This is a genomic window from Knoellia altitudinis (assembly GCF_042666355.1).
Taxonomy (GTDB): Bacteria; Actinomycetota; Actinomycetes; order Actinomycetales; family Dermatophilaceae; genus Knoellia; species Knoellia altitudinis.
Genome location: NZ_JBHTDK010000001.1, coordinates 2,579,241 through 2,602,378, shown reverse-complemented (window position 1 = coordinate 2,602,378; position 23,138 = coordinate 2,579,241). Strand labels below are relative to the sequence as shown.

Annotated in this window: 18 protein-coding genes; 12 read left to right on the top strand and 6 right to left on the bottom strand. The window is 70.3% G+C overall.

From position 1 onward, the window contains the following. Positions 1 to 12: 12 nt before the first annotated feature. The 8 genes from ligD (at position 13) to ACFQW8_RS12245 (ending at position 8,213) form a co-directional block, all read left to right on the top strand. Positions 13 to 1,002, top strand: a complete 990-nt coding sequence (gene ligD / locus ACFQW8_RS12280) for a non-homologous end-joining DNA ligase (RefSeq protein WP_380087727.1) — start codon at positions 13 to 15, stop codon at positions 1,000 to 1,002. Then, on the top strand, positions 999 to 1,856 hold the full coding sequence (locus ACFQW8_RS12275; RefSeq protein ID WP_380087725.1) for a uracil-DNA glycosylase: 858 nt from the start codon (positions 999 to 1,001) through the stop codon (positions 1,854 to 1,856). The genes ligD and ACFQW8_RS12275 overlap by 4 nt, the downstream gene beginning before the upstream one ends. Positions 1,857 to 1,899: 43 nt before the next feature. Continuing rightward, complete coding sequence (locus ACFQW8_RS12270; protein WP_380087723.1) at positions 1,900 to 2,292, top strand: TOBE domain-containing protein; 393 nt, start codon at positions 1,900 to 1,902, stop codon at positions 2,290 to 2,292. Further along, on the top strand, positions 2,289 to 3,119 hold the full coding sequence (modA, locus tag ACFQW8_RS12265; RefSeq protein WP_380087721.1) for a molybdate ABC transporter substrate-binding protein: 831 nt from the start codon (positions 2,289 to 2,291) through the stop codon (positions 3,117 to 3,119). The genes ACFQW8_RS12270 and modA overlap by 4 nt, the downstream gene beginning before the upstream one ends. After that, entirely contained in the window at positions 3,116 to 3,910 is a 795-nt protein-coding gene (locus ACFQW8_RS12260) for an ABC transporter permease (protein WP_380087719.1), read from the top strand. The genes modA and ACFQW8_RS12260 overlap by 4 nt, the downstream gene beginning before the upstream one ends. After that, positions 3,907 to 4,971, top strand: coding sequence for a sulfate/molybdate ABC transporter ATP-binding protein (locus tag ACFQW8_RS12255; RefSeq protein WP_380087717.1), 1,065 nt, complete (start codon positions 3,907 to 3,909; stop codon positions 4,969 to 4,971). The genes ACFQW8_RS12260 and ACFQW8_RS12255 overlap by 4 nt, the downstream gene beginning before the upstream one ends. A 32-nt stretch (positions 4,972 to 5,003) precedes the next feature. Next, positions 5,004 to 6,005, top strand: coding sequence for a quinone oxidoreductase family protein (locus tag ACFQW8_RS12250; protein ID WP_380087715.1), 1,002 nt, complete (start codon positions 5,004 to 5,006; stop codon positions 6,003 to 6,005). Positions 6,006 to 6,095: 90 nt separating this feature from the next. Further along, positions 6,096 to 8,213 (top strand): hypothetical protein, encoded by a 2,118-nt coding sequence (locus ACFQW8_RS12245; protein ID WP_380087714.1) that lies wholly within the window; start codon positions 6,096 to 6,098, stop codon positions 8,211 to 8,213. 9 nt (positions 8,214 to 8,222) lie between these two features. Here ACFQW8_RS12245 and ACFQW8_RS12240 read toward each other — a convergent pair whose 3' ends face one another. Beyond that, positions 8,223 to 8,936 carry a LuxR C-terminal-related transcriptional regulator gene (locus tag ACFQW8_RS12240; RefSeq protein ID WP_380087712.1) on the bottom strand — a complete coding sequence of 238 codons (714 nt, stop codon included), beginning with the start codon at positions 8,934 to 8,936 and terminating at the stop codon, positions 8,223 to 8,225. Continuing rightward, a complete protein-coding gene (locus tag ACFQW8_RS12235) occupies positions 8,933 to 10,186 on the bottom strand; it encodes an ATP-binding protein (protein ID WP_380087710.1) in 1,254 nt (417 codons plus the stop codon). The genes ACFQW8_RS12240 and ACFQW8_RS12235 overlap by 4 nt, the downstream gene beginning before the upstream one ends. Positions 10,187 to 10,312: 126 nt before the next feature. Here ACFQW8_RS12235 and ACFQW8_RS12230 point away from each other — a divergent pair, with 126 nt between their 5' ends. After that, positions 10,313 to 11,800 carry a PspC domain-containing protein gene (locus ACFQW8_RS12230; RefSeq protein WP_380087708.1) on the top strand — a complete coding sequence of 496 codons (1,488 nt, stop codon included), beginning with the start codon at positions 10,313 to 10,315 and terminating at the stop codon, positions 11,798 to 11,800. A 3-nt stretch (positions 11,801 to 11,803) separates the two neighbouring features. Next, the gene (locus ACFQW8_RS12225) at positions 11,804 to 12,193 is read left to right on the top strand and encodes a hypothetical protein (protein ID WP_380087707.1); all 390 of its coding nucleotides are present in this window, start codon (positions 11,804 to 11,806) and stop codon (positions 12,191 to 12,193) included. A gap of 61 nt (positions 12,194 to 12,254) precedes the next feature. Here the strand turns inward: ACFQW8_RS12225 and ACFQW8_RS12220 are convergent, their stop codons facing one another. Together ACFQW8_RS12220 and ACFQW8_RS12215 are read right to left on the bottom strand one after the other, a co-directional pair. Beyond that, a complete protein-coding gene (locus tag ACFQW8_RS12220) occupies positions 12,255 to 12,935 on the bottom strand; it encodes an NUDIX hydrolase (protein WP_380087706.1) in 681 nt (226 codons plus the stop codon). Continuing rightward, on the bottom strand, positions 12,932 to 14,062 hold the full coding sequence (locus ACFQW8_RS12215) for a glycosyltransferase family 4 protein (protein ID WP_380087705.1): 1,131 nt from the start codon (positions 14,060 to 14,062) through the stop codon (positions 12,932 to 12,934). Before ACFQW8_RS12215 ends, ACFQW8_RS12220 begins: the two co-directional genes overlap by 4 nt. A 26-nt stretch (positions 14,063 to 14,088) precedes the next feature. Between ACFQW8_RS12215 and ACFQW8_RS12210 the strand changes: the two genes are divergently transcribed. Continuing rightward, a complete protein-coding gene (locus tag ACFQW8_RS12210) occupies positions 14,089 to 14,952 on the top strand; it encodes a PIG-L deacetylase family protein (RefSeq protein WP_380087703.1) in 864 nt (287 codons plus the stop codon). After that, on the top strand, positions 14,949 to 15,989 hold the full coding sequence (locus ACFQW8_RS12205; RefSeq protein ID WP_380087701.1) for a lysylphosphatidylglycerol synthase domain-containing protein: 1,041 nt from the start codon (positions 14,949 to 14,951) through the stop codon (positions 15,987 to 15,989). The genes ACFQW8_RS12210 and ACFQW8_RS12205 overlap by 4 nt, the downstream gene beginning before the upstream one ends. Here ACFQW8_RS12205 and asnB read toward each other — a convergent pair. Together asnB and ACFQW8_RS12195 are read right to left on the bottom strand one after the other, a co-directional pair. Further along, positions 15,986 to 18,649 (bottom strand): asparagine synthase (glutamine-hydrolyzing), encoded by a 2,664-nt coding sequence (gene asnB, locus ACFQW8_RS12200; RefSeq protein ID WP_380087699.1) that lies wholly within the window; start codon positions 18,647 to 18,649, stop codon positions 15,986 to 15,988. The two genes, ACFQW8_RS12205 and asnB, sit on opposite strands and share 4 nt — an antisense overlap. A 98-nt stretch (positions 18,650 to 18,747) precedes the next feature. Further along, positions 18,748 to 23,052, bottom strand: a complete 4,305-nt coding sequence (locus tag ACFQW8_RS12195; protein WP_380087698.1) for a hypothetical protein — start codon at positions 23,050 to 23,052, stop codon at positions 18,748 to 18,750. Between the last annotated feature and the right edge of the window lie 86 nt (positions 23,053 to 23,138).

Genomic DNA, 23,138 nt, shown 5'->3' with positions numbered 1-23,138 from the left:
ACGGTGTCGTGCATGGCTTCTCGCAAGGGTGAGTTCGGCGACCCGGTGATCCTCGACGTCGCCGGTCACGAGGTGAAGCTGTCGAGTCCCGAGCGGGTCTACTTCTCCGACCGCGGCGAGACCAAGCTCGACCTCGCGAACTACTACATCGCGGTCGGCGACGGCATCCTCAACGCCCTCCGGGAGCGGCCGACGATGCTCCATCGCTTCCCCGACGGAGTGGACGGCAAGAAGGTGCACCAGAAGCGCGTTCCCCGAGGGGCTCCGCCATGGCTCGAGACGGTGCGGCTGCACTTCCCGAGATACGGGCTGCACGCCGACGAGCTGTGCCCGACCGACCTCGCCCACATCATCTGGGCCGTGCAGATGAGCACCGTCGAGTTCCACCCGTGGAACAGCCGCCGCGCCGACACCGAGCAACCCGACGAGTGGCGCATCGACCTCGACCCGATGCCCGACGCACCGTTCGACCGGGTGCGCCGCGTCGCCCACGTCGCCCACGAGGTGCTCGACGAGCTGGGCGCCACCGGCTTCCCCAAGACCAGCGGCGGCCACGGACTGCATGTCTACGTCCGCATCAAGCCCGACCACGGCTTCCAGGAGGTCCGTCGCGCCGCCCTCGCCTTCGCCCGCGAGGTCGAACGCCGGGCCCCGGAAGATGTGACGACGACCTGGTGGCGCAAGGACCGCGACCCCGAGGCCGTCTTCGTCGACTACAACCAGAACGCCCGCGACCACACCATCGCGAGCGCCTACTCGGTGCGCGGCACGACGAGCGGCACCGTCTCCACGCCGATCCGATGGGACGAGGTCGACGACGTCGAACCCCAGGAGTGCACCATCGCGACCGTGCCGAAGCGGTTCGCCGAGCTCGGGGACCTCCACGCCGACATCGACAAGCACGTCTTCGACATCGCACCGCTGCTCGAGTGGGCCGACCGCGACGAGCGCGAGGGCGCCGAGACCCCGCCGGAGCCCGAGGACGACGAAGCGAAGCCGTGACAGCCGACGACGACGTGGTCCGCGTCGGCCCCGACCCCCACCCGATCACCGGCGATCCCCATCTCTCTCCCGTCCTGCCCGGCTCTGGCTGGCCCACAGACCCCGCAACCGCACGGACCCCTGTCGCCCACGGCCCCGGCGACGTGCAGCACCTCGCAGCCAGCGCCGACACCCTCGCCGAGCTCGACGCCCGCGTCAGCGTCTGCCGTGCCTGCCCGCGACTCGTCGACTGGCGCGAAACCGTTGCGAGAGAGGGCCGCCGGGCATCGTTCGCCGACCAGCCCTACTGGGGACGGCCCGGTCCGTCGTTCGGCGATCCCACCGCTGACACCCTCATCGTCGGCCTCGCCCCCGCCGCCAACGGCACCAACCGCACCGGCCGGATGTTCACCGGCGACGCCTCCGGCGACTTCCTGTATGCCGCCCTCCACCGCACCGGGTACGCGAACCAGCCGACCTCGGTCGGTGCCGGCGACGGCCTTCGGCTGACCGGCATACGGATCGTCGCCGCTGTGCGCTGCGCCCCTCCCGCCAACGCACCCACACCGACCGAGCGGGCCACGTGCGCAACCTGGCTCGGCCGCGACCTCGAGCTCCTCGGTGACCGCCTCCGCGTCGTCATGACGCTCGGCGCCATCGGGTGGAACGGCGTCCTCGCCGCGACGACCACGCTGGGCTGGACCGTCCCGAAGCCCAGACCGAAGTTCGGCCACGGCGCCCGGGCGGAGCTCCTCACTCCCAGCGGCCACCCGGTGCGTCTCGTCGGCTGCTTCCACGTGAGTCCGCACAACACCTACACGGGCCGTCTCACCCCGCCGATGCTCGACGACGTCCTCCTGAGCCTGCGGAACTGATGACCGCGACATGGTCCGCATCTGCGGGTCTAGAATCGCAACCATGCCGCTCATGAGGATCAGTGAGGCCGCCGGCTTCCTCGGCGTCAGCGACGACACCGTCCGTCGCTGGGTCGACAGCGGCGCTCTCGACGCGCAGTCCGACGAGGCCGGCCGCAAGGTCGTCGACGGACACGCGGTGGCGCTCCTCGCCCGTGACCAGGCCCGCGCGGTCGCCGACCCGTCGCGTGTCGGTCGCTCGGCCCGCAACCGGTTCGTCGGCCTCGTCACCGACATCACCATGGACACGGTGATGGCCCAGGTCGAGCTTCAGTGCGGCCCGTTCCGGGTCGTCTCGCTCATGTCGAGCGAGGCCGTCCGCGAGCTCGGTCTCGAGATGGGTTCCGTCGCCGTCGCCGTCGTGAAGTCGACGACCGTCATCGTGGAGACCCCATGAACATCTCGTATGCCGTCCGCTCGTCCATCGCTGTCGCCGGCCTGCTGCTCATGGCCGGGTGCGGAGGCGACGACGGGCGCACCGGTGCCAACGGCACGGGTTCGGCTGCAGCACAGCCAAGTTCGGCACCGGCAGGCTCCCGCACGCTCACTGTCTTTGCCGCGGCGTCCCTGCAGAAGTCGTTCGAGCAGATAGGCGAGGACTTCGAGGTGAGCCATCCCGGGGTCACCGTGCGGTTCAGCTTCGGCGGCTCCTCGGGCCTGGTCGCTCAGCTCTCCGACGGCGCTCCCGCCGACGTGCTCGCCACGGCCAACGAGCCGACGATGGACAAGGCGGTCGCCGAGGACCTCGTCGCCGGCGAGCCCACACCGTTCGTGTCCAACACCCTCCAGATCGTCGTGCCCAGGGACAACCCTGCCCGCATCCGCTCCTTCGCCGACCTCGCCGAGTCCGGCGCCAAGGTCGTCCTGTGCGCCCCCGCCGTTCCTTGCGGCGCCGCAGCCGTCGCCGTCGAGAAGGCGGGCGGCATCGACATCAAGCCGGTGAGCGAGGAGCAGGCCGTCACCGACGTCCTGGGCAAGGTTCGCTCGGGTGAGGCCGACGCCGGCCTCGTCTATGTCACCGACGTGCGTGCCGCCAACAGCTCCGGCGCGAGCGCCGAGGTGACCGGCCTCGACTTCCCCGAGGCCGAGTCGGCCGTCAACGTCTACCCCATCGCCGCGCTCAGGGGAGCCACCGACGCCAGGCTCGCCGGCGAGTTCGTCGCCGCGACCACGAGCGTCGAGGGCCAGAAGGTCCTGCGGGCAGCGGGATTCGCCGCACCGTGACCCACCTGACGATCCCGCGCTGGCTCGTCGTCCCGGCAGCCCTCGGCGCGTTGCTCGTGGCCGTGCCGGTCGTGGCGATGGCCCTCACCGTCGACTGGGCCAACTTCTGGCCGCTCGTGACGTCCGAGGCATCCAGGGCCGCGCTCTGGCTCAGCCTGCGGACCGCCTCCATGAGCACCGTCCTGTGCCTCCTCTTCGGCATCCCGCTCGCTGTCGTCCTCGCCCGCACCCACGGCACCGCCGCCACCCTGCTGCGCTCCCTCGTCCTCCTGCCCCTCGTGCTCCCGCCCGTCGTCGGCGGCATCGCCCTGCTCCAGGCGTTCGGCAGACGCGGCCTGCTCGGCCACACGCTCGAGGTCCTCGGCCTCGAGATCGCCTTCTCGACCACGGCCGTCGTCATCGCCCAGACCTTCGTCGCGATGCCCTTCCTCGTCCTGAGCCTCGAGGGCGCCCTCCGCGCCGCCGGCACGCGATACGAGGAGGTCGCATCCACCCTCGGTGCCGATCCCTCGACCGTCTTCCGCCGGGTCACCATCCCCCTGGCCCTGCCCGGCCTCCTCTCCGGGACGATCCTCGCGTTCGCGCGCTGCCTCGGGGAGTTCGGCGCCACGATCACCTTCGCTGGATCCCTCCAGGGCACCACGAGAACCCTCCCCCTGGAGATCTACCTGCAGCGCGAGGGCGACCCGAGAGCCGCCGTCGCCCTCTCACTCGTGCTCGTCGCCGTCGCCGTGCTCGTCATCGCACTCACCCGCGCCCGGCGCGACTCCCTCGCAGCAGGCACCTCATGAGTCCGACCTTCTCGCTCGACATCACCGTGCGCCGCCGCGACGTCGACGCCCACGTCACCGTCGACGACGGTGAGACCCTGGCCCTCCTCGGCCCAAATGGTGCAGGCAAGTCGACGATCCTCGCCGCCGCCGCCGGCCTCCTCCGACCCGACACCGGCACCGTCCGGCTCGGCGACCGTCTCCTCTCCGACGCCGGCGACGCGGTCGGCAGCACTCGCACCTGGGTCCCGCCCCATGCAAGAGGCATAGCCCTCCTCGCCCAGGACGCTCGCCTCTTCCCCCATCTCAGCGCCCTCGACAACGTCGCCTTCGGCCTGCGCGCGGGAGGCGCGTCCCGACGCGACGCCGCGCAGAGGGCAGGGCGATGGCTCAAGGAGGTGGGCATGGCGGCATACGCCGGCCGTCGTCCTCGCGAGCTGTCCGGCGGACAGGCCCAGAAGGTCGCCATCGGGCGTGCACTCGCCGTCGAACCTGCCGTGCTCCTCATCGACGAGCCCCTCTCGGCGCTCGACGTCGAGGTGGCGCCCGACGTCCGCGACCTGCTGCGCCGCGTCACCCACGAGCGCACGACCATCCTCGTCACCCATGACGTCCTCGATGCTGCGCTCCTGGCCGACCGGGTCGCGGTGATCCACGGTGGTCGGGTCGTCGAGGAGGGCGAGACCAGCCTCGTGCTCAGCCGCCCGACGAGTGACTTCGGCGCCCGCTTTGCCGGGCTCAACCTCATCCGCGGCGTGGCCGCCGAGGGAGCCCTACGTATGCCGGACGGTCGCCTCCTCCACGGTGTCGCGGACTCCGCTGTGGACGAGGGTGATGCGGTCGCCGCCGTCGTGGCCCCCTCGGCCGTGAGCGTCCACCTCGACGCGCCGCACGGCAGCCCCCGCAACAGCCTGGCCGCAACCGTCGTCGACCTCGAGCCCCACGGCCACCTGGTGCGGGTGCGCACCGACCTCCTCAGCGCCGACATCACCCCGGCCGCCGTCGCCGACCTCCGGCTGGCACGCGGCGACCGCGTCGTCCTCGCCGTCAAGGCCACCGAGGTCCACCTGCACCGCGCCTGAAGGTCCCGGTGGATCACGGCTAGCCTGAACCGATGACGTCCGGTTCCGCGCTGCCCGAGTCCGCACCCGCCCTCGTCGTGACCGCCCACGGAGGCGGCGAGGTCCTCGAGGTCCGGGACCAGGCGCTGCCAGCACCGACCAGCGACCAGGTGCTCGTGCGGGTCGCCGCGGCCGGCGTGAACTTCATCGACACCTACCAACGCGAGGGCATCTACCCGGTCCCCACGCCGTTCGTGTGCGGCAACGAGGGGGCGGGCGAGGTGGTCGCCGTCGGCGACGACGTCAGCAGCTTCGTGGTCGGCGACCGCGTCGCGTGGGGCCAGGGTGCCGGCTCGGCCCGGACCTACGCCGCCGTCGACACCAAGAACCTCGTCCACGTCCCGCCCGGGGTCGACCTCGAGACCGCAGCTGCGGCGATGCTCCAGGGCCTCACGGCCCACTACCTCTCGACGAGCACGTATGCCGTCCAGCAGGGCACGACCGCCCTCGTCCACGCCGCCGCCGGCGGCGTCGGCCAGCTCCTCACCCAGATGACCAAGAAGCGCGGCGGACGGGTCATCGCCACCGCCGGCTCGGCCGAGAAGCTCCAGACCGCCCGCGAGCGCGGCGCCGACGAGCTCATCAACTACAGCGAGGTGGACGACCTCGCCGCGGCCGTCCGGGAGCTCACCGACGGCAAAGGCGTCGACGTCGTCTACGACGGCGTCGGCAAGGACACGTTCGAGGCATCGCTGGCGTCCCTCCGTCCGCGCGGGCTGCTGGTCCTCTATGGCGGCGCCAGCGGTCAGGTCCCGCCGTTCGACCTCCAGCGGCTCAACAAGCTGGGCTCGCTCTTCGTCACCCGCCCGAGCCTCGGCGCCTACGTCGCCACGCCCGACGAGCTGCGCGCGCGCACGACCGACCTGTTCGAGTGGATCGAGTCCGGTGAGGTCCAGGTCAGCATCGGTGGGCGCTACCCCCTCAGTGACGCACGCACGGCATACGCCGATCTCGAAGGGCGCCGCACGCAGGGCAAGCTGATCCTCATCCCCTGAACGAGTGACAGGCGGGCCCGCGCCGGGATACTGTCCGCCCAGTGCCGACGCGCGATCGCGCGAGGCGGTCTGTTCACCAAGGGGAACCTCATGAAGCGCTCGTCCCGCGCGTCGTCTCTCGGCGCGCTCCTCCTCGTCGCCGCGCTGTCCGCGACCGCGTCCCCCCTCACCGCCTCGGCATCCGGACCCTCCGTGGCCGTCCCGCCACGCAACGAGCTCGCGGTCGTGGCGCCCGCAGGCGCGTCCGTGGCCTCTCTCGCGTCCCCGTCGCCGACCATCACCGGCACCGGCTCGAGCCGGACCTTCACCGTCGGCACGACCTCCGTGCGGCTGAGCGCCTTCACGGGCGAGAGGTTCAAGGTCGGCACCTTCCAGACCGGCACCGCTGCCGGCCGGCTCGCGGTCCGCATCACGAGCAACGGGGCCACCTGCACCGACGGCGCCAGCTCTCGGGTCACCGTCCATGACTTCGCCTACGAAGGTGATGAGCTCACCTCCCTCGCCGCGACCCTCCAGGCCAACTGCTCCGGGACCGGACAGACCGTGGCCGAGCTCCGCCTCAACAGCACCGTCGGCGCCCAGCGGGCCGGGAGCCTGCCGCTCGGCAAGAGCGCCGCCTCGCGCCGCCTCACCTTCACCACGCCCGAGGCCACGACCGTCCGGGACCTCGCCTGGGCCGGCGACCTCTCGAGCGAGATCAGGAACAACACCTGCACCAACGCGACCCTGCCGGCCGGCGGGACGTGCACCGTGGACCTCGTGGTCCAGCCGCTGGAGACCGGCGCCGAGTACCTCGCTCTCGCCATCCGCGACGCCGACTTCACGCGCCTCGACACCGTCTCCGTCGCCGCGATCGGCACCGCGACCCCCGACGGCTCCTACACACCACTGGCCAAGCCGCGACGGTTCGCGGACACGCGCGCGACCAAGGCGCCGCTGCGCGGCGGGGTCCCCCGGGACTTCCAGATCGTGGGCGCCAACGGCCTGCCGTCGACCGGCATCTCCTCCGTCGTCCTCAACATCACCGTCGTGGCACCCACGGTCGGCGGCTACCTCACCGCCTACCCGGCAGGCCAGGCCCCACCCAACGCCTCGTCCATGAACTACCCCAAGGGCTGGACCGGGGCCAACCTCGTCACCGTCCGCACGGGGACCGGCACCCTCAACGGCAAGGTCCGCCTTCTCACGAGCGCCGGTCTCACCAACGTGCTCGTGGACGTCGTCGGCTACTACCGCAACCCCGCCGGCACCTCGGGCACCCGCGGCATCTACGGGTCCTTCCATGCCTTCGAGCCGTTCCGCCTCTATGACAGCCGCAACGACAGCAAGGTGGCCGGTCAGGAGATCTTCGACCTCACCGCCGACTTCGGCGCCGACAACCCGAAGGTCAAGGCCCTCGCGCTCAACGTGACAGCGGTCGCTCCGGAGGGTTCCGGCTTCCTCACCCTGTGGAACGGCATCAACTCGCTGGACGTGCCCACGGTGTCCACGCTGAACTTCACGGCCGGACGCACCGTCCCCAACATGGCGATCGTCCCCGTCGGGCGCCTCAACAACCTTCCCGCCTTCACGGTGGCCAACGGCTCGAAGCAGAGGGTCCACGTCATCTTCGACGTCGTCGGCATCTTCGACGACGACACCATCCCCGAGGGGTCCCGCCTCACCGCACTCAACAACCCGAAGCGCATCCTGGACACCCGCAGCAACCAGGGGTTCGGCAAGCTCGGGCCGAACGTCACCGGCACCGGCGACGCCAACGCCGTGGCCGGCAGCTGGACCACGTCGCTGTCGGGCAACCTCACGGCCGTCGCACCCACCAGGGCCGCCATCCTGACGATCTGGGCCGCAGGCGATGCTCGACCACTCGTCAGCGCCATGAACCCGGCCGCCGGGCAGGTGGTGGCCAGCATGGTCATGCCATCGCTCTCGGAGACCAACCGCTACTCGATCTACAACGGCAGCGCCGGGACGACCAACGTCCTCCTCGACGTCGTCGGGACCTTCGAGCGATATCGGGCCAGCGAGTACGCCCCGGGCACGGGGGTCATCACCGCCTCGGCGGTTGCGACCGGCGTCGTGGGCAACGGGAGCACCGGCGAGGGCACGAAGACCGGCGCCCTGGGCGCCGACGCCGACGCGGACACCGACATCAAGGACGCGACAGCGAGGACGCCCGGAGCCGCGTCGCCGAAGCTCAACGTGCGCTGAGGGCGCGCCTCACACCAACCGACGACCCATGGCCCACGCGGTGAGCTCATGGCGTGACGACAGCTGCAGCTTGCGGAGCACCGAGGAGACGTGCGTCTCGACGGTCTTCACCGAGATGAAGAGCTCCTTGGCGACCTCCTTGTACTGGTATCCGCGAGCGATGAGCCGCATGACCTCGCGCTCACGCGCCGACAGGCGGTCGAGCTCCTCGTCGACCTCGGCGATCTCGCCGGCCGCGGCCCCGAAGGCGTCGAGCACGAACCCGGCGAGCCTCGGCGAGAACACTGCGTCACCGTCGGCGACCCGCCGCACCGCCGTGCCGAGGTCCCGCGCCGTGATGGTCTTGGTGACGTAGCCGCGAGCGCCCGCACGGATGACCGCGATGACGTCCTCCGCAGCGTCGGACACCGACAGGGCGAGGAAGCGCACCGGGGCTCCGGCCGCGCTCTCGACCCCGAAGCAGCCGTTGATGACGTCCGCACCGCCCTTGCCCGTCCCACCGGGCAGGTGGACGTCGAGGAGCACGACGTCCGGCCGGGTCTCGCGGATGACCTTGACGGCGGCCTCGACGTCCGGCGCCTCACCGACGATCTCGATCGCGGCGCCGGCCTCCTCGGCGAGCTCGCTGCGCACCCCCGTGCGGAACATGCGGTGGTCGTCGACGAGGACGACGCGGACCGGACCGGTCCGGGGCGCTGCAGGCTTCTTGGGCTCAGTGCTCATGACTGCTCTCCTTCGAGAGGTGGGAGCGTGAGCTCCACCTCGGTTCCGTCCTCACGGCGGCGGACCTTGGCGGTGCCCCCGTGTCGTTCCATCCTGCCGAGGATCGAGGCGCGCACGCCCAGCCGGTCCTCGGGAATGTCGCCGAGGTCGAACCCTTCGCCGCGGTCACGGACGAACGCCTCGACCCCGCTGGGCCCGATCTCCGCGTATGCCGTCACCGGCGGCTCCCCGTGCCGGGTCGCGTTGAGCATCGCCTCGCGCATCGCGCGGACGAGGGCGGTGCCGTGCTCCTCGAGCGGGCGGTCACCTGTGACGACGAGGTCGATGACGACCCCGTTCTGGTCCTCGACGTCGTGCGCAGCGGCCGTGACCGCGGAGGCGAGGGTCTCGTCGGAACCAGCGGGACCGGCATACAGCCATGAGCGGAGCTCACGCTCCTGGGCACGGGCCAGCTGCGTGACCGACGCGGGGTCGTGGGAGCGACGTTGGATGAGGGCGAGCGTCTGGAGGACCGAGTCGTGGAGGTGGGCGGCGATGTCGGCGCGCTCGTTGGCCCGGGCCGCGACCTCCTGCTCCTGCCGGTAGTCGCGCCAGAGACGCACCACCCACGGAGCGGCGATGAGCGTGGCTCCGACGAGGACCGCGACCGTCGCGAGGAGGGCGTCACCGATCGCGGCGAACGAGTTGCCGCGGACCGTGAGCACGAGGATGCCGATGACCGCGACGGTGATGCCGAGTCCCAGGCGCAGGACGAGCATGCCGCGGTCCTGCTGCTGGGTGCCGAGCCACTTGGTGCGCTCGGCGTCGTCGAGGTGCGACCAGGCGACGGCGACACCGGCGGCGATGAGCAGCAGTGGCAGGAGCACCCCGGCACGCACGTCCACGCCGGCGAACTGCAGACCCACGACCGTCCCGACGAGGACGAGCAGCCCGCCGGCCGCGACGAAGGTGCCCCACTTGGACTCGCTCAGGCCGGACACCGCACGCAGGGCGCCGGGCTCGCGCTGCTCACCGCCGAGGTCGCTCGACGGCGTCACGACCCAGAGGAAGAGGTAGACCGGCAGACCCGGGCCCGAGATCGTCAGGACGATGAAGGCCAGGTACACCCAGCGGCGGCGCACCTCGAGGTGGTCGGCGATGCCGGCACACACCCCGCCGAGCCGCCGCCCGTGGAGGGGTCGGGTCAGCGCCGGTCGTCCCGGCGGGAGGACGACCGCCGGGTCCTTGACGCGTTCGTAGGGTGTGGCCACACCCCCATCCTGACGCACGAACGCAGGGATGTCGGTGGGTGCAGGGGTCTCGTGGGGGTCACCTCAGGGCGCCGTCAGGGTCGACCCTCATGGCAGCACGGCCCTGCGTCGGCCACTGTTGGTGACATGACGCAGACACCAGGGCCGGCTCAGACCGCCCACGACCAGGGTCAGTCGCAGGGCCAGCCCCAGAGCCAGTCGCAGAGCAGCAAGTTCTGGGACGACATCCTCTCGATCGGCATCCGCCGTGACCGTTCCCGCCAGTGGTTCGGTGGGGTCTGCTCCGGCGTCGCCCGCCGGATCGACGTCGACCCGGTCCTCGTCCGGGCGGCCGTGATCGCCCTGACCCTCTTGGGTGGCTTCGGCGTCGTCGTCTACCTCGTCGCGTGGCTCCTGCTGCCCGACGAGTCCGGCCGCATCATGGCCCGCGACGCCCTCGACCGTGACGGCAGCAGTGACGCCGGTGGTGCCATCGCCCTGTCGATCATCGCGCTCATCGTCATCGCGGCGATCATCTTCGGGGACGACGGGTTCCTCATCGGCTGGGGCATCGTCCCGCTCGCCGTGATCGGCTGGTTCGTGTGGCGCCACCAGCAGCGCAAGGGGGGCGTCGCCGCATCCCCGTGGGTGGCCGCCCCCACGGCGGCGGGTGCCACTGGTCCCACCGGACCCGACATGTATGCCGCCAGCTCGGCTTCCGCGTCCTACGCCCCCACCCACCCGGGCACCCGGGGCGCCACGGGTGAGGCGTCCGACGACTGGCAACCGCCCCCTGCTCCCCCGGTGCCTCCACGCGCCCACCAGCCGCTCGCTCCGCCGCCCCCGCGACGTCCGCGCCGCCGAGGCGCAGGGTTCGCCGGCTTCGCTCTCGTCCTCGGGGTCGCGATCGTCGGCTACGGCGCCGGCCTCATGCTCGACGAACCCCTCGACTTCTCTGGCTCCCGCGAGCTGTTCGGGGGCATCATCGCCCTCGGCGCGGCCTCGCTGGCCACGATGGTCATCGGCCTGACCGGCCGCCGGAGCCTGATGTCGGTCGCCCTCGTGACGATCCTCGGGCTCGGCACCGTCGGCGCTGCGATCGGCGACGAGGCGTGGAGCGGAGGGCAGGGCACCCGCACCTGGACGCCGGCCGTGTCGACGACCATGACCCGCTACGAGCTCGGCGCAGGCGAGACGACGCTCGACCTGAGGCCCCTCGTCGCCCAGCTCGCCGACCCTGCTCAGCAGCCGACCCCGGCGCCCACTCCCACCCCTGCTCCGACGGCTCCCACCGCTCCCGCACCAAGCGCCTCGGCCACTCCGGGTCCGTCCGTGTCACCGCCGGCCCCACCAACCACTGCCGTGCCGTCCGTCCCTCAGCAGATCGAGGTCCAGCAGGGCGCCGGCGAGATGACGATCATCGTGCCTGCAGGGGCCAGCGCCCAGATCCGCGCACACTCGGCCTTCGGTGACGTCCAGGTGCGCGGCAACCTGCCGGGAGGCGTCTCCGCACGTGACCGGGGCGATGCCGACGGGCCCAGCGAGACGCTGACCGTCGACCTCGGCACCGGTGCCCCCACCGTCATCGTCCGCGCCGACGTGACGTTCGGCCAGATCACCATCCAGGAGGGCTGACCCATGAGCCAGCACGACGAAGTCACAAGCGAACACCCGAAGCACGACGACACCACCACGATCGAGACCCTCCTCGACGACCGGGACCGTGCCACGGACCCCGACCCAATGCCTGCAGCTCCATCGGCACCGACGGCACCGACGGCACCGACGACGCAGGGTTGGGCGCAGGGGCAGCAGTTCGGGGTGCCCGAGTTCAAGTCCGGTCCGGCTCCGACCACCTCGGTCTTCGGCCTCCTCGGCCTGCTGGGCGCCATCGCCGTGCTCGTCTCACAGGCCACCGATCTCGACATCCCCTGGGGTGTCGTGGGACCTGTCGCCGTCGTCGGCGCCGGAGTCCTGCTCGTCGTCCTCGGACTCGCGGGCCTGCGTGGTCAGCGGTTCAGGGCCTGAGCGAGCTGACCGCCACGTGGGCCACGTCCGTCCGGAGCGAGTGCCACTGAAGGCAGAGATGTCACGGCACGGTCACCCCGGCGACGGCGAGTGCCTCGGGCACAGAGCTCGCGAGCGGCAGGCCCGCGAGGTCCGCCTCGGACACCCACCGGGCGGCGGACGTCGACCCGCCAACGTCGAGCACCACCGGGTCGGTCGGCTGGGGGCAGTGAGCGGTGTGGAACAGGCGCACGGCATGGAAGTCCTCGACCCTCCCGCTCGGCGCCCGCCCCACCCAGTGCCGGGTCAGGACGGTGAGCAGCTCGACGCCGACCACGTGCTGCCCGGTCTCCTCGTGGACCTCGCGCACCACCGCGTCCGCGGGTTCCTCACCGGGGTCGAGGCCACCGCCGGGCAGGTTCCACAGGCCGGCCGCGTTCGTCCTTGTCGACAGCTCGGTGACGAGGACGCCGTGGGAGCTGCGGACGACGGCATACGCCGCAATGCGTTGGTACGCAACCAGGTTCGCCAGGTCCTCGGTCTCGAGGTCTGCGTCCAGGGGCACGTCCCTCGGGTCGGCGGACGCAACAGTCGTGGGCTCCACGGCGTACCGGATCGTCAGGTCGTCCGGTGAGCGGCGCGTTGCCGACACCGCCGTGCCCGCCCACCCCCGGCGCACGAGCTCGACCGCCGGGTCGGCCCCGTGGGCCAGGTCGAAGCGCGCCACCTCACGCTCACCGTGCAGCGCAACGATGTCGATCACGACGCGCCCCGCTGCGCTCGGGCGTACTCGGCCAGGGTCGCCTCGACGATGCTCCCCCACGACTGTGCGGGCGGCGTACCGAGGTTGTGGGCACGCATCTGCGCCAGTCGCGAGGGATCGGCGGCGAGCTGTGCGAGTCCGGTCGCGAGGTCGCCATCAGAACGGTGGAGTATGCCGCCGAGACCGTCCGCGACGAAGTCGTCCATTCCGGTGCCGCGCAGGCCGGCGACGGCCAGGCCTGCCGTGCGGGCCTCGAGCGCCGCGATGCCGAAGGCCTCAAGACGTGCCGTCGTGAGATAGATGTCGCCGCGCCAGTGCAGGTCGCGGAGCTCGTCGCGAGTCACGCGCCCGGACAGGTGGACCCAGTCGAGGCCGTGCCGCCGGACCTGCGCAGCGACAAGGCGACGCTGCGGGCCGTCGCCGACGAGGTGTGCCTCAAGACGCCGGTCCGGCGCGACCCGGTCGAGCTCCTCGCGCGCGCGCCGCAGGACGTCGAGAAGCGCGCCCGGGCGCTTGCGCCGCACGAACCGCAGGGCACTCACGACCCGCACCACACCGTCGTCGGGCCTCACCCGACCGTCCGCGGGACGCCACTGGTCGACGTCGATGCCGTTGCCGAGGACACGCACGTCCGCGCCGCCGGCGATGGCGCTCACCCGGTGAGCCGCCATCGCCGACACTGCCGACAGGGCCACGCCGGCCTCGCTCCACCGGCGAGCGTGCCCCAGCGCTCTGAAGACCGGGGCACTGCGGTCGATGACGCAGTGCCAGGTCGCGGCGGTCGGCAGCCCGATGTCCACCGCCACACCGATGAGGTCCGTGGCGAACGGGCTGACGACGCCCATGTGGCCGTGCACCACGTCGAACGAGCCCGAGGCGAGCAGCTCACGCACCTGGTCCCGGACGAACGGGTTGACAGGTGGGGCGCCGGGCACCGGCAGGGGCAGGCGGTGCACGGTGACGCCTTCGGCGACGACGGTCGTGGTCGCTCGGGTGTCGCCCGCGGTGGCCGTCACGACCTCGACCTCGTGCCCGGCCGCGCTCAGCCGGTGCGCGAGATCGTGCACCTGGACCTCGATCCCGCCGAGGCGAGGCAGATAGCAGTCCGACAACAGGGCGACCTTCACGAGCGTCAACCTTGCCATGCGTCAGGATGGGCCCGATGACGCGCACGCTCGTGGCCTTCCACGCCCACCCCGATGACGAGGCTCTGCTCACCTCCGGCACGATGGCCAAGGCCGCCGCCGAGGGGCACCGCGTCGTGCTCGTGGTCGCCACCGACGGAGCCCTCGGGCTCGCTGCGGACGAGTTCAGGAGTGGCACCGGCGGCAGCAACGACGTCACCCGGAGGACCGCCCTCGCCGACGTCCGGCTGGAGGAGGCTCGCGCCTCCGCCGATGCCCTCGGGGTGGCCCGGGTCGAGTGGCTGGGCTACGCGGACTCGGGCCACGAGGGTCCCATCCCGGCGGACCCGCCCGGTCAGGTCCGGTTCTGCCGCGCGCCGCTCGAGGAGGCCGCCGAGCGTCTCGCCGCGATCCTGCGGACCGAGCGCGCGGACGTCCTCCTCACCTACGACGCGCAGGGCGGCTACGGCCACCGCGACCACGTCAGGGTCCACGAGGTGGGAGCCCGGGCCGCCGAGATCGCCGCCACCCCACGGGTCCTCGAGGCGACTGTCCCCCGCGACACGATCGCCCGGGCGGTGCGATGGGTCGGCAGGTTCTACCACTACCCCGACGAGTTCGACCCCAGCGTCTTCGAGCGCAGCTACACCGCACGCGCCGACATCACCCATCGGGTCAACGTGCGTCGCCAGGCCGGCGCGAAGCGTGCCTCGATGCAGGCACACGCGTCGCAGGCCTCGAGCGACGGCGGTGACCGCACCCTGGCGGCATTCCTGAGGATCCCCCGCCCCCTCTACGACATCGTCTTCGGGCGCGAGTGGTTCCGAGACCCGACCATGAGCGGGGCTGGCCGAGCCGGCATACACCGCGACATCTTCGAGGGACTGCCGTGAGCACGCGGACCAAGCAGGTCATCCGCGCCGTCGTGGGGCTCGCGCTTGCGGTCGCGCTGCTCGGCTGGGGCTTCCCGCGGTTCGCCGGGGCGAGCTGGAGCGAGATCTGGGGTCGGGTGGCGGCCGTGTCAGCCTGGCAGGCGCTCGGGTTCCTCGGGCTCGTTCTCGTGGGACTGGGTTGCTACACGTTCACCTTCACCGGGTCCCTGCCCGGTCTGAGCAACTGGCGGGCGTTCATCGTCAACATCTGCGGATCGTCGGTGAGCAACCTGCTGCCCGGCGGGGGCGCGGTCGGCCTGGCCGCGACCTACACGATCCTGCGGTCGTGGGGCTTCCAGAACCGCGACGTCTCGACCTCGGCGATCGTCACCGGCGTGTGGAACACGCTCGCGCGGATCGCGCTGCCCATCGTCGCCATCATCATGCTGTGGGTCGGCAACGACGGGTTGCCCGGGTCGCTGACGAGTGCCGCCTTCGTCGCGACGGCATCCGGGCTCGCGATCTTCGGCGTGTTCGTCGCCGTCCTCGCGAGCGAGCGGGCGGCCCAGACCATCGGCCGCGGCCTCGACAAGCTCCTCGCGCCGCTGTTCCGCCGCCGCAAGCGGACGATGAGCATCGACGCCCTCGTCCACGACATGCGGGGACGCATCAACGAGGTCGTGCGCACGGGGTGGATGCAGATGACCTTCGGGATGATCGGGTTCTTCGGCTTCTACTACCTGCTGTTCGTCCTGATCATGCACTCGGTCGGTGTCTACGAGCCGCTCGGGATCCTGTTCGCAGCGTTCGCGATCGGGCGCCTCGTCACCGCTGTGGGCGTCACTCCCGGTGGGGTCGGCGTGACCGAGATCGCGTCGGTGGGCGCCCTGGTCGGCTGGGGCGCCGACATGGCCTCAGCCGGCGCAGGAGTCTTCCTCTTCTCGATCTTCACCCACCTCATGGAGGTGCCACTCGGTGCGCTGGGATGGCTCGCCTGGTCCCTCAGCCCCAGGGTCAAGAACGCCACCGGCGAGGAGGCCACCGTCGGCGCGAGCTAACCCTGGATGAAGACGAGGGCCATCGGCGTCTGCTCGCTGCCCTGGCCGAGAGGGTTGTCGGCGAACATCTCCTCGAAGCGCGCCTTGTCGCCCGGCACGTCGCTGCCGAGGACGTTGCGGCCGATGTCGTTGGCGTCCATGACGATCGTCCCGGCGAACGAGTCCCGGTATGCCGCCGGCACCCGTTTGCGGATCCCCGCCGACAGTCGTGCGGCCACCTCGTCGGGGTCCTTGGGCGCGAGCTTGGCGGAGACGTTGGACGGGTACGCGCTGTACTCGGTCGGGCCGTCGATGGCGGCGATGTCGTTGCCGACGAGCTCGTAGAACAGGCCCTTGCGACCGATCGCCTTGCCCACGGCCCCGCCGGCCGCGGCATAGAGGACACGGGGCAGTCCGGCCTCCTCGATGGCGAGCTGCATCGTGAACGGTGACCCGAGGCCGATGCCCGCGGGGGTGCGGGTGACGTACTTGGAGAGGACGCGGGCGGGCTTGCCGACCTTGATGTCCCAGATGAAGTACGACCGGCCCTGGGTGATGGCGATGATCTTCTCGGAGATGAAGAGGAACCACCGGCCCCGGGTCGCGGCGTCGTGCTCGGGACCGGCCGTGGGCAGTGTCTCGAAGAACTCGTCGATGCGCGGCAGCACCTTGGCGTCGAGGTCGTCGCCCTCGGCGAAGAGCTCGGTCCGAAGCGGGTAGCGGCGCACGGTCTCGCCCCGCTCGGTGGTGATGTCGAGGTTCTTGCCGGCGTTGGGCTGGGTGTCGTCCTTGGGCGCGGCCTGCACGACGGCCTTGTCGACCTGGGGCGCCTCGTCGAAGAACTCCTGGAGCCACAGCTCGAGGTTGAGGAAGCGCCAGAACATCATCGTGTCGGCGTTGTTGCTGCCCTTGATCCACCCCTCGAACGCGTGGAGCACCTCGGTCTGCCTGAAGTACGGGCGGTTCGCGAACGACTCGCTGAGGAAGATCGAGTAGAAGTGGTTCTTGAGCCGCATGAACCACTCGGACTGCGGTGTCGTGAAGCCGATCTTGTTGCGGCGACGGTTGATCGACTCGGGCAGCACGCCGCGGGTCGCGTCCCGCAGGATGCGCTTGTTCCAGCCGTCCTTGATGATCGCCTCGTCGGTGAGGCCGAAGATGAACTTCACGACCTCTTTGTCGAGGAACGGCACGCGCCCCTCGAGGCTGAAGCGCATCGTGTTCTTGTCCTCGTAGCGCAGCAGGCTCGGCAGGCTGTTGTGGAACAGGTCCTCGATGAGGCGCTTCTTGAGGTTGCCCTGCTCGACGGGGAAGCGCTCGTCGCTGAAGCGAGACACGAACTCGGCGTTCATGAGCGAGGTGACCGGCACGTCCTTGCGCCCCTGGAGCTTGGCCTTGACCTTGAACCGACCCAGCCGATAGAGCACGTCGAGGGACTTGCTCAGCTCGGCCGCCGCGACCTTGGCGCCCTGGGCCCGCAGCTGGCGGAGGTAGACGGCGTAGTAGGGGATGTAGCCGGCCATCATCTCGTCGGCGCCCTGACCGTCGAGGAGCACGGTGACGTGCTTGGTCGCCTCGCGCATCACCTGGAACTGCGCATAGGGCCCACTCGAGATGAGCGGCTCCTCCTGCGTGCGGATGAAGTCGCGCAGGTCGGCCTTGAACTCGTCGGGCTTGGGGAGGATCTTGTGCCCGTCGACGTGTCCCTCGCAGATCTCCAGGACCTCGTCGACGTACTTCTCCTCGTCGTTGATCGAGTTCGGGAAGACGGCACTGAAGGTGTTCTGCTGCACCCCGACCGACTGCGTGAGCTGGTCGCCCTCGTTGATGAGCTGGTTGATGATGACGGCGACGGCCGAGCTGTCAAGCCCACCGGAGAGCGAGGTGCCGACGGGGACCTCGGACTGCAGGCGCAATCGGATCGCCTCGACGAGGCGCTCCTTGTACTCGGCCGCGGCAGCGTCGTCGTAGGGGCGCTGCTCGAGAGCCAGCTCGGCCAGCTCCTCACGCAGCCGCGTGAACATGCTGCGGCGTATGCCGTCCGCATCGGCTTCCAGCATCTCTCCCGGCTGCAGCCGCTCGATGCCGTCGAAGAAGGTCTCGGTCCCGTCCTCGTGGGCGCGGAACTTCAGGTAGCGGTAGATCGAGCGCTCGTTGGGCTTCTTCTCGTAGAGGCCGCTGGCGAGGATCGGACGGATCTCGCTCGAGAACAACAGCGCGTCGCCCTGGTCGCCGGCCACCCGGCATACGTAGAGCGGTTTGATCCCGAAGTGGTCGCGAGCCAGGGTGAGCCGCTGCTTTTCCCGATCCCAGATGGCCAGGCCGAACATGCCGTTGAAGCGGTCGAACGCCTCGCCGCCCCACTGCGCGAACGCCTCGAGGACGACCTCGGTGTCGCTGTCGGTGACGAACGTGCGACCGAGGCCCTCGAGCTCTGCGCGCAGGTCGAGGTAGTTGTAGACCTCACCGTTGTAGGCGATCGTGTAGCGCCCGTCGGCGGTGGCCATCGGCTGCTGGCCGTGGGCCCGGTCGATGATCGACAGGCGACGGTGAGCCATGCCGCAGGGGCCCTCGACGAAGATGCCCTCCCCGTCGGGTCCGCGGTGCTCCTGGCAGTCGTTCATCGTCTGCAGGAGCGCGTCGTTGGCGCTCAGTCCGTGGTAGCCGGCGATTCCACACATGAGCCCAACCCTAATGGCCGTATGCCGTCCGCCCACCACCCGCTCGCAGGCGCCACACCCGCTCGTGGGAGCAGGCGTGACGCCGTGGGCGAGCTCGGTCAGCCGGTGTAGTAGCCGGCGAGGTCGGCGATGACGTCGACGCTGCCCGCCGCGTTGGAGAACGTCACCTTGCCGCCCGGGGCGACCTTGACCACGACCATGTTGGCGACGGTCTGCCCGGCCACGAAGTTGAGGTTCGAGGCCGCCGGACGGCCCACGTTGCCCGGGTAGACGGTGAGCCATCCCGACTTCGTCGGCCCGGTCGCGGTGACGTTGAGCGCCACGGCGGTGGCGTCAGCTGGCAGCCCGGGCACCGTGAGGGTCAGGGTGGCCGGCGCCGGACCGAGCTTGGCCTTGGGGGCGCCCGTCCCGAGGCGGGTGTCGAGCACGCGCTGCGGGTTGACCGAGGAGTAGGTCCCGCCCGTGTCCCCGGAGAACCAGCCCGCCAGGTCGGCGAAGAGGTGCGTGCTCCCGCTGGCGTTCCACAGCCGGACCCGCCCGTCGGCGCTCACCGCCACCGTCACGAGGTTCGGGACGGTCTGCCCCGCCTTGAAGTTGAGGCTGGAGGCGTTGGGACGCGTCCCGTCCGCGGGCCAGACCGTCACGTAGCTGCTCGCCGTCGGCTGGTTGGCGGTGACGTTGAGCGTGACCGCCTTGGCGTCCGCGGGCAGGTCGGTGACGTCGAGGACGATCTCGCGGCCGGCCCCGACCTTGCTCGTCGACGGGGTGCCGAGCGCGCTCCGGGTGTCGAGGACGCGCTTGGGTGCCACTGCGGTGAAGGCGGCCCCGAGGTCTGGCGCGTAGTAGCCGGCCAGGTCCGCGAGGACGTCGACGCTGCCGGTGGCGTTGTAGATGTTGACCTGGTTGTTCGTCCCCACCTTGACGATGACCTGGTTCGGCACGGTCGCGCCCTTGGCGAAGTTGACGTTGGACGCCGTGGGCCTGGTCTGGCCGAAGGGCCACACCGTGAGGTAGCTGCCCGCCGAGGGGTTGACGGCGGTGACGTTGAGCACGACGGCCGTGGTGCCGGGAGCAAGGTCGGGCACCCTGAACGTGAGGTTCTGCCCGGGGCCGAGCTTGCGCGGGAAATTGATGCCGAGACCACTGCGGGTGTCGAGGACACGAGCCGGCGAGACGGCTGTGAACCGCCCCTTCTCGTTGTCGACCGTGAAGGGCTGCCACGGACTCTCACCCAGGGGTGCCCCCGTGACGTCGAGCGCGATGACCCTCCACTCCGAGACACCGCTGGCGATGGTCTGCAACGAGGCCCACGACGTGGCACTTGTGGTGATGTTCTCGGCGAGGGTCGAGGAGCCCTTGGCGCGTCGCTCGAACCGGTACGTCACCGCACCGACCACTGGGCTCCACGCGAAGAACGGGCTCTGACCACTCATCAGGGCGCCTGCCGAGGGAGTGGTGAGCCCGGGCGCTGCGCCCGTGGAGTAGAAGCGGCCCGTGGTGGACCATTGGCCCGGACGGTTGTCAGCGTCGAGCCGTGCCACCCGCCACACGTAAGGGAGGGCGTTGGCAGGCAGCGGTGTGGAGTTCGCGTAGGCCACCTGCTTGCCCGTGAAGCTCACGACCCGGTTGGTGGGAGACCAGTTGGTGTCGTTGTTCTTGTAGACCTCGAGCATGTAGCTGCCCGCGAAGTTTGTCGGCAGCCACTTGAAGGCCGACTGCCCCGGGATCCTGCTGTCGTTGATGGGAGCACTGAGCACCGGGGCCGGACTCTGCTTGACGAACGGGATGGGTGTGGACCACGTCAGGCCGTTGTTCTGGGCGTCAACGGCCTGCACCCGCCACCAGTAGCTGCCCTCGGGGTAGGTCCTGTCCCAGGCTGTGTAGGTCGCCTGGTCGACGAGCTGGTTGTCGACGAGCGTCGCGAAGCTGGTCGAGGTGGCCACTTGGATGCGGTAGTGCTTCGCTGTCTGCCAGCTCTTCTCTCCCGTGGGGGTGTAGGGCTTGGCCAGGTTGCTGACGATGTAGTCATCCCAGGTGAAGACCGCCTGGTTCTCGACCTTGGTAGCCGAGGGGGTCACGGTGAGACCGCCCACCGCTGGGGAGGCCTTGCCGAACGCGTGACCTGCCGCACCTGCGGTGGAGACGGGGTCGGGAGCGCAGACGGTCTCGGACTTGCAGGGTCGGATGTACCAGAAGTAGGCCTGACCCGCCTGCGTGTCCGGCAGTGCGCTCGGTCGGACGGTCACGTCGTCCCGCAGCGTCCAGCGAGTGTTTCCGGTGGCTGGGATCTTGTCGTCGAAGATCCGGTTGGTCAGCTCACGGTCCTGCGCCAGATAGACCTTGTAGAACGCCGCACCGGGCACGGGGCTCCAGTCGAGCACCGGGGTCGCCGGCACATCCGGGCACTTGCCCGAGTTCAGCGGAGCGTCGAGCGAACGGTCACAGACCGTGCCGGCATCGAGGCCGCTCCCGGTCAAGGCGATCCGCTGTCCGCCGACGCCTTGGAGACCCGTGATGGTGAAGGTGCCTGAGTCGTCGGAGCTCAGCAATGCGTTCGCCTTGGAGAACGCCCTGACTCGCCACTCGTAGTTCCCGGGGACGAGGAACCGTGCGCTCGGGTCCGTGGCAACGGGGTAGGGATGGGCCACGTTCAGGATCGGCGCCTCTGCAGACCCAAGATAGAAACCGCTGCCGGCGATGCCGATGTCCACCCGGTAGTAGGCCGCATTCGTGACGGGCGACCAGCGCAGTGTCGGGGCCCTCAGCCCAGCAGGTGGGTTCTGCACGACGGGTGTCGACCCCGTTCCGGCGACGGGCCCGAGGACGAAGCTCCACTCCGCGTAGCGAGGGGACAGGCGCCCGTCGCCATCCATGCCCTGCACGCTCCACCAATATGTGCCGCTCGCCAAGGGCACCATGCCGGTCGGGGACCAGTTCAGCGAGTACGTGTCATAGGTTCGCGTGAAGCCGGAGGGGTCGCGAAGCGTGACCCGGTAGCGTTCCACGTCAGCCATCGCGTCCCACGTCAACAGGGGACTCGTCACGGTGGCCCCGTTCGCCGGGGCGATCTGCCGCGCTGCACCGGAGGAGTAGACGAACTTCCGGATGGGCGAGTAGATCCCCTCGACACCCTTGGGGTCGTCCAGTGCGCGCACCCTCCAGTAGGTGACCGCGCCCTGACTGGCCATGCACTTGTCGCCGCTGATCCCTGGCTGCGACAGGTCTCCGGGCGTGTAGGTGGTCGAGGCCGTGAAGCAGGTCTGGTACGTGCCCAAAGGTCCGGGCTTGGAGAAGTTGGGGTCAGTGCCGAGGTCGAGCTGGTAGCGGGTGGCTCGTCGCACGGGCTTCCACTCGAGGTACAGATCGTCCCCGATCGTGCTCAGGGAGTCTGCCGGATGTACGGGCACGGGCTGTTCGGGCCAGTTGCGCTGGAAGTTGTAGATCTCGATCTTGGGGTGCGACCAGTCGAACGTCTCTCCGAGGTTGTTCCTGGCGCGAACCCGCCAGTAGTACTGGTCGTTGTCGTAGGTGACGGCCGGCGAGTACCGAGTGCTCTTGATCCCGATCTTGCTGTCGATGATCGTGTTGAACTGATCGTCCGCGCTGACCTGCAGGTCATAGGTCCTGGCACCCGGCACCGCGTCCCACTCGAGATAGACGTCCTGAATCGCGCCAGCGTCGTTGTTCTCGGGATAGGCGTTGTCCACCGCAAGGAGCTGTCCGATCTTGTAGCGCCACGGGGCTGAGAAGGCGGTGTAGAGACCGTTGCTCAGCTGGGCGCGCACCCGCCAGAAGTAGGTGCCGTCGGCCTTGGGGTCGGGGACGACGAAGGACGTGCTCTTGGTGCTGTAGCTGGACGCATCGACGAAGTCGGCACTGGTGGCACCCTCAGCAGTGGCGTCCACCTCGACCTGGTAGCCCGTGGCGCCCGACACCCCTTTCCAGGAGAGGAGCGGCGGGTCCGATGGTTGCCCGAGAACCGTGGCGACGGTGTTGCTTGGAGTCTGTGGCAGGGGTGCGTTCGGCGCGGTCACAGTGTGGGTGGCCGATGCCCAGGCGCTCGTGCCGCTGACGTCGACTGCGCGCACCCGCCAGTGGACTGTCCCCTCGGGGAGGACAACGGTCGGCACGATCATCCGGTTCGTCGTCGACCTCGTGAAGAGCGTCGGCGTGAAGGATGACGATGCCGAGACCTCGACGTCGTAGCGCGTCGCCGATGCCACCCGCTGCCACTGCAGGGTCGGCGTCGCCGACCCGCCTCCACTCGTGGACAGACCCGAGGGCGTGCCCACGGCCGCGTGCGCGGCGGAGCCCAGGGCCGGCAGCAGGCTCAGGACGAGGGCGAGGGCCACCAGGAGCCGGGTTGGCAGCACGAGACGACTGCGGACGGCACCTGCGGCCATGGGATCCCCCGGGAGATTGCTTGACGTGGCAGGCGTCAGGCTAGGCGAGAACCCACTGCCCTACCACGAGAACCGAGAAATCGGCC